The 6,814-nt window shown below is 62.2% G+C and carries 7 protein-coding genes; 5 read left to right on the plus strand and 2 right to left on the minus strand.

Features of this window, described 5'->3' with window-relative positions:
• Both I8N66_RS32890 and I8N66_RS32895 read right to left on the minus strand, forming a co-directional pair.
• The coding region (locus tag I8N66_RS32890) for an FAD binding domain-containing protein (protein WP_291163349.1) at window positions 1–508 on the minus strand (508 nt) is incomplete at its 3' end.
• Between the two features lie 67 nt (window positions 509–575).
• Window positions 576–1,967 carry a nucleobase:cation symporter-2 family protein gene (locus I8N66_RS32895; RefSeq protein ID WP_113541406.1) on the minus strand — a complete coding sequence of 464 codons (1,392 nt, stop codon included), beginning with the start codon at window positions 1,965–1,967 and terminating at the stop codon, window positions 576–578.
• Window positions 1,968–2,131: 164 nt separating this feature from the next.
• Here I8N66_RS32895 and I8N66_RS32900 point away from each other — a divergent pair, with 164 nt between their 5' ends.
• The 5 genes from I8N66_RS32900 to I8N66_RS32920 all read left to right on the plus strand — a co-directional run.
• Window positions 2,132–3,028, plus strand: coding sequence for a LysR substrate-binding domain-containing protein (locus I8N66_RS32900; protein ID WP_113541407.1), 897 nt, complete (start codon window positions 2,132–2,134; stop codon window positions 3,026–3,028).
• Window positions 3,029–3,217: 189 nt separating this feature from the next.
• On the plus strand, window positions 3,218–4,006 hold the full coding sequence (locus I8N66_RS32905) for an aldolase (RefSeq protein WP_291163356.1): 789 nt from the start codon (window positions 3,218–3,220) through the stop codon (window positions 4,004–4,006).
• Between the two features lie 222 nt (window positions 4,007–4,228).
• Window positions 4,229–5,524, plus strand: coding sequence for an amidohydrolase family protein (locus I8N66_RS32910; RefSeq protein WP_113541409.1), 1,296 nt, complete (start codon window positions 4,229–4,231; stop codon window positions 5,522–5,524).
• 155 nt (window positions 5,525–5,679) lie between these two features.
• Window positions 5,680–6,567: a BMP family protein gene (locus I8N66_RS32915; protein ID WP_365888257.1), complete on the plus strand. Its 888-nt coding sequence runs from the start codon at window positions 5,680–5,682 to the stop codon at window positions 6,565–6,567.
• A 67-nt stretch (window positions 6,568–6,634) separates the two neighbouring features.
• The coding region (locus tag I8N66_RS32920) for a hypothetical protein (RefSeq protein WP_291163362.1) at window positions 6,635–6,814 on the plus strand (180 nt) is incomplete at its 3' end.

Here is a 6,814-nt window from a genome sequence, read left to right on the forward strand (position 1 = left end):
TGATGCCGGTGACGATCTCGCCCTTGGCAAGCACGGTCCTGCCGGGTCCGGTGAAGAACTCGGCGATCGGCACAATCCGCATGTTGGTGCGGCTGTAGATGTGCACAAAGGCGCCATCCGCGACCAGAGGCGGGATGGTATCGGCGGACGGCGAGGCGCGACAGATGTTGCCCACGACCGTTGCGCGGTTGCGCACCTGGATGGAGCCGAGCGAAGCGAAGGCGGCTCTGAGATTCGGGTAGCGCTGGCCGACCAGCGGCAGACGTTCCAGGCGTCCCACCGTCACCAGTGCCCCGAAGGTGAGCCCGCGCGCCTCGTCATAGGTGATATCGGAGAGGCCGGGGATCTGCTTGATGTCGACAACGTTGCGCACGCGGCGCAGCCGCTCGCGGATCTCGACCAGAAGGTCGGTGCCACCGTTGAACAGAAACGTGTCATCGCCGAGCTCGGTGAGAAGACGGGAGGCATGCTCCAGCGTTTCCGCCCGATGATAGTCGAAGCGTCTCATGGTTTCCTCGTGGGGTTTGGGGCTCCGGCGGCTGAAGTGCGCCGCCGGACTAATATGATGCGGGCCTCTAGGCCGGGTCGGCTGCGGGCGCGCCCTCGGCGAGTTCGGCCTCGACCGGCTCCCTGGCGGGGACACCGTTGAAGAGGATGTTGAGCAGTGCTGCCGCAAAGGTGCCGACGAGCACGCCGCTATGCAGAAACTTCTCGAGTGCTGCCGGCAGCTGGTCGAAGATGTTTTCGGCAACAACCGGCACCATGGCGAGGCCGACGCTGACGGCGACGATGTAGAGGTTGCGCCTGTTGGCCGCGAAATCCACCTTCGACAGGATCTTCACCCCCGTGGCCGACACCATGCCGAACATCACGATGGCCGCACCGCCGACGACGTAGCTCGGGATCGATGCGCTGACGAAGGCAACCTTCGGCAGTGAGCCGAGCAGGATCAGGATGGCGCCGCCGGCTGCCACCACGAAGCGGCTGAGCACACCGGTAATCTGCAGCAGCCCGACATTCTGCGCGTAAGTCGTGTAGGTGAAGGTGTTGAGCAGGCCGCCGATGATGTTGCCGACACCATCGGTTCTCAAACCCCGGGTGAGCTCAGCCTCGGTGATCTTGCGCCCGGCCATGTCGCCGACGGCCAGGAACTGGCCTGTCGATTCGATCATCATGACCGTCATGACCGCACACAGCGAAAAGATCGACCAGAACTCGAAGATCGGCCATCCGAAGGCGAGCGGGTGAATGATGCGCACCCAATCGGCTTGCGCAACACCGTGGAAATCCACCTTGCCGGCAGCGATCGCGACCACAAAGCCGATCCCGATCCCGATCAGAACTGCAAGATTGGCCATGAAGCCCTTGAGAACGCGGGTCAGAAGCAGGATCGACATGAGCACGATGGCGGCGACTGCGAGCGCGAAGGGCGCGCCGTAGGCAGGATTCGGCATCATGCCATCAGGACCCTTGATCATCGGCTGGCCGCCCGCCGCCCAATTAACCCCGACACGCATCAGCGAAAGGCCGATGACCAGCATGACCGTGCCGGTGACAACGGGTGGGAAAAACCGCACCCAGCGGCCGAAGAACGGGGCAACCAGAATCGTGAATACCCCGGAACCGATGACGGCGCCGATGACGCCCGGCATGCCGAGATCGGGATTGGTGCCCGTCGCGATGATCGAGGGCACGGCGGTGAACGAGATCCCCATCATGATCGGCAGGCGAATGCCGATGTTCCAGATGCCGAGCGCCTGGATGAGGGTGACGACGCCACAACAGAAGAGATCTGCGCTGACGAGCATCGCGATCTGTTCCTTGGGCAATTGAAGTGCGCTGCCGACAATCAGCGGCACGGCGACCGCTCCGGCATACATGACGAGAACGTGCTGCAGGCCAAGGGCCATCAAACTCGGGATCGGGTAGGTTTTTTCGACAGGATCGGTCGTATCGGTTTTATGCATTCGCTTTCCTCCCAGCGAACAGCTTCCGGCGCGGTGGGAGGGCAACTTCGGCCTCATGATCTGGTCACCGCACGCCGTACAATACGGATCATGCGGCTGGCCAAATCAGCAAACAATCGGCACAATCATATTTATTCATATGGTAATTGAATGAATGGGCCGACATGGACATTACGCTGAAGCAGCTTCGAGCCTTCGTCACCGTAGCCAATCTGGGGCAGTTCACCCTGGCCGCCGACAGGCTCGGCTCCTCGCAGTCGGCGGTGAGCACGCTGGTGCGGCAGCTGGAGCAGAATTTGAAGCTGCGCCTCTTCGACAGGCATACGCGTCTTCTGCGGCTTACGCAGGCGGGCATGGACATCTTGCCGGTTGCCGCCCGTGCCGTCGCCGACATCGACGGTATGGTGGAGAATTCGAGGGAGTTGAACGCACTGAGGCGCGGTAAAGTCTCGATCGCAGCCGGCACCGTGCAGGCGGCATTGATGCTGCCCCAGCTCGTCAACGCCTTTACCCGGCTCTATCCCGATATCACCGTCGCTCTCCATGACGTTGCGGAGATCGCCGTACTGGAACAGGTGACCAACAGTTCGGTCGACCTCGGTATCGGAACCGTGCCGGAGGACGATACCGAATTGATGGGCACCCGGATGACGACCGACGAATTCCTCATCGTCCTTCATCCGGAGGACCCACTGGCCAGGCTGCGTGAAATTCGTTGGACCGACCTCGTCGACCGCAAGCTGATCGGTCCGCACCGCGGCAATCCGATCAGGGACCGGCTCGAAAACGAGCTGGCGCGCAACGGTATCGTGCTGCCGTTCGACAAGGCTATGCAGGAGGTGGCCTTGCCGCTAACGATCATCGGCATGGTCGAAGGGGGGCTCGGCGTCGCGATCATGACTTCGGCGGTCACACGGCTTGCGACCTCCATGGGCCTCGTCGTGCGCACGCCGACAGAGCCGCACATCAAGCGCGAAGTCAGCCTGATCCAGAAACGCACGCGCTCCCTCTCTCCCGCTGCCCGGCGGTTTCGCGACTTCCTGCTGAAATCGATGCACTAGCGTTTGCGAAAAGGACAGGCGCCTTGCCTGCAGACGCGACGACGCGCTGTTTGACCCGACGCAATTTCCGGCGTTATCTGGGCGCGCTGCTGGACCGCGAACTGCGGGCAGGCACGGCGCAGCATTCGCTGCGCGCGGCGGGCTTTCGGCCGGCCGCCGCGCCCAGCTCAAGCCAAACCAGGAGCACTCATGGCCCATTCCCTGAAAAGCAGCACCGAAGCGACACGGCCGAACCGGCCCGACCTTTCCACCGACGCCATCCGCAGCATCAAGGAAGATCTGGCTGCCTGCTTCCGCATGGCGGCGCGCAACGGCTTCGAAGAGGGCATCTGCAACCATTTTTCGGCAGTCGTGCCCGGCCATGACGATCTCTTCATCGTCAATCCCTACGGCTATGCCTTTCGCGAGCTGACGGCCTCGAAACTGCTTGTGTGCGATTTCAACGGCACCGTCATCGACGGTGACGGTGAGCCGGAGGCGACCGCTTTCTACATCCACGCCGAAATCCACCGCCGGCTGCCGCGCGCCAAAGTCGCCTTCCATACGCACATGCCTTATGCGACGGCATTGTCCATGACCGAGGGCGCGCCCTTGATCTGGGCCGGCCAGACGGCGCTGAAGTTCTATGGTCGCACCGCTGTAGATCAAAACTACAACGGCCTTGCCCTCGACCGTCGGGAAGGCGCCCGCATTGCGGCCGCAGCAGGCGACGCCGAAATCGTCTTCCTGAAACACCACGGCGTGCTGGTCCTGGCGCCGACGGTCGCCGAAGCCTGGGATGATCTTTACTATCTGGAACGGGCGGCCGAAGTGCAGGTGCTTGCCATGTCCACCGGTCGGGAGGTCCTCCCGGTCGACCCGGAGATCGCGGAGGCCACCTACAGGCAGATGCGTGAGGGTGATCCTCAGTCGGCACGGGCCCATCTTGCCGCCATCCGCCGGCAACTCGACGCGGAGGAGCCGCAATACAGGCACTGAATGCGAACCGGGCCGATGCCAAAAGCCGATCGTATCGGCCCATGCCAGATTGCCGGTCAACCATTTGCTCGGACGTCCCTTTCCGTGAAAGAGGCGATGCTCGAGCGTTGTCTTGCCATCGGCAATTATTACGATCCATTTATCAAACGATTGAAATAATGAATTTGTTTGAATTAAAGGCGCGTGCTTAGTCTTCCGCCATAACAACAAGGTGGGGACGACATGGTACGTGAAAATCCAGCTGCGTTGCTCGCAAGACTGATCCCCGGTCAGTCCTTTGCGCTTACGGGCGGAGCCGTCATCAACGATGGCGGCTCGCAGTCGGCAAGCGACATCATCGTCGGCGCCGACGGGCGCATCTCGGTCGTAGATCCCTTTCTCGAGACCGGTTCCTGCGGCGCCTGCATCGACATTTCCGGCATGCTCGTTTCGCCGGGCTTCGTCGACGCGCACCAGCATCTCGACAAGACGGGGGTGTTGCGGTTTACGCCCAATCCCTCCGGCACGCTCCAAGGCGCCCGCGAAGCCTTTGCCAAATACGCCCGCACCGCCGGCCCCGACGACATTCACAAGCGGGCGACGCGCACGGTCGGGCGATGTCTTTCCCGCGGAACGACCGCGATCCGCAGCCATATCAACGTCGACAAGGATGCCGGTTTCCACGGCATCCAGACGCTGGCCGCCATTCGCGACGCCGAAAAGCACCGCATCACGCTTCAGCTCGTCGCCTTCATGACGCCGCATCCCGGCCAGGACTTCGAGTGGCTCGGCAACAACATCGACGGCGCCGTTGCGCTCGCCGATGCTGTTGGCGGCACGCCCGCCGTTTCCGAGGACCCGCCGCGTTACCTCGACATCCTGTTTTCCGCCGCGGTGAAATCAGGCAAACCGATCGACCTGCACCTCGACGAACATCTCAATGCCGGCGTGCATCTCATCGATGCCGCTCTCGATCGCGTCGAGCGCTTCGGCATGCAGGGGCGCACCGTCTTCAGCCACGTCTCGGTGTTGAGCGCCCTGCCCCGTCGGGAGTTCCAGCGGATAGCCGAGCGTCTGAACAATTTGGATGTCGGCGTCGTGACGCTGCCGGCCGCAAACCTCTATCTGCAAGGCCGCGACTACGACGTACTGCCGCCGCGTGGGCTGACGCGTGTGGCCGAACTCTATCGCGCGGGGATCACCATCGCCACGGCATCGGACAACATCCAGGATCCGTTCGTTCCGACCGGCTCGGGCGACATGCTGGAAATCGCCCGTTGGACGCTGCTTGCCGGCCATTTGCGCGGAGACGAGCTCGCCGCCGCGCACAACATGATCACGGCCGCCCCTGCCCGCCTGATGGGGCTTGGCAAGGACTATGGCTTGAAGCCCGGCGCGCGCGCCGACTTCGTCATTACCGACTGCATCGATACCGACACACTGGTTGCCGGCGGGCCGGATCGGGCTTTCGTCTTCTCGAACGGGCGCCTTGTCTCGCAGAGCGCCACTGAAAATATCCGCCTGAAGGAGGACGCATAAAGGGAACGACTGCTCCGGGGGGATTGGAACTTCAATCTAATGGGAGGAATGAAATGATTATTGAGATTTCGCGTCGTTCACTGCTTGCGTCCACATTCGGACTGGCCCTTGCCGGAACCCTCTGGCTGGACCATGCACGAGCCGAAGACTTCAAGATGGGCCTTCTCGTGCCCGGTAGTGTCTCCGAAGAAGGATGGAACCGGATCGGCTACAACGCACTCAAGGGCGTTGAGGAACAGCTTGGCGCCAAGATCAGCTATGTCGAGCTGCAGCAGAACCCGGCCTCCTTCGAGAAGGCCTTTCGCGATTATGCGAGCCAGGGCTACAAGGTCATCCTTGGCCACGGCTTCGAGTTCCAGGACGCCGCGCGCGATGTCGCACTCGACTATCCGGACACCTATTTCCTGATCTCGTCGAGCGCGATCCACGAAGGCAACGTCATCGGGCTCAACACCGATACCAGCCAGCCCTTCTACCTGATGGGTGTCATCGCTGCGAAAATGGGCGACAAGGCGGGCCTCGTCGGCGGCATGGAAATCCCGCCGATCCAGCAGGCTTTCGCCGGCTTCAAGAACGGCGCCAAGAGCGTCAATCCGAACTTCCCGATCAGCGAAGCCTATATCGGCAACTTCACCGACACGACGGCTGCCAAGGAAGCGGCGCTCAGCATGATCTCGCAAGGTGCCGACTTCGTCGTGCCGAACGCTTCGGGCGCAACCGTCGGCGGCTACCAGGCGATTGCCGAATCCGGCCCGGACGTGCGCTCCTTCTCGATCTTCAGCGACTTTACCGAGGTAGCACCCAACAACATCCTGGGGCTCTACGTCGCCGATTATGCTCAAGGCGTGGTGGAAGTGGTTCGGTCGATCAAGGAAGGCCACCCGCCGACGGAGAACGTGGTCTTCGGCCTGAAGGACCCGAAGGTTATTTCGTTTACCTTCCGCGACGACGGCCCGGTCTCCGTGCCGGAGGATATCCGCGCCGAGGTCAAGGCAATCAGTGCCAAGATCGCCTCCGGCGAGATCAAGACCGGCGCAGAATAGTTGCCTCCACGCTGCGGCGGGATATCCAGCCGCAGCCACCTCCCGCATCACACCAATGGACACACCCATGGCTGAGATAAACCAGGGAGTGCATGAGACCGTGAATTCTCAAGCAGCCCAAGCTTTCTACAGGACACTCTCGCAGGCTGCGATCAGCGCCCTGACACCCATCGCGGCAGTTCTTGTCGCACTCGCCTTCGGCGCCCTTCTGCTCTCACTCAACGGCTTCAACGGCAGCGACGTCGTC

This window comes from Ensifer sp. SSB1 (genome assembly GCF_016652895.1).
Classification (GTDB): domain Bacteria; phylum Pseudomonadota; class Alphaproteobacteria; order Rhizobiales; family Rhizobiaceae; genus Ensifer.

Bases quoted from the DNA above. Each gene is read 5' to 3' on its own strand.
- I8N66_RS32895 (WP_113541406.1), bottom strand. From the start codon at position 1,967: ATGCATAAAACCGATACGACCGATCCTGTCGAAAAAACCTACCCGATC.
- I8N66_RS32900 (WP_113541407.1), top strand. From the start codon at position 2,132: ATGGACATTACGCTGAAGCAGCTTCGAGCCTTCGTCACCGTAGCCAAT.
- I8N66_RS32905 (WP_291163356.1), top strand. From the start codon at position 3,218: ATGGCCCATTCCCTGAAAAGCAGCACCGAAGCGACACGGCCGAACCGG.
- I8N66_RS32910 (WP_113541409.1), top strand. From the start codon at position 4,229: ATGGTACGTGAAAATCCAGCTGCGTTGCTCGCAAGACTGATCCCCGGT.
- I8N66_RS32915 (WP_365888257.1), top strand. From the start codon at position 5,680: ATGGGCCTTCTCGTGCCCGGTAGTGTCTCCGAAGAAGGATGGAACCGG.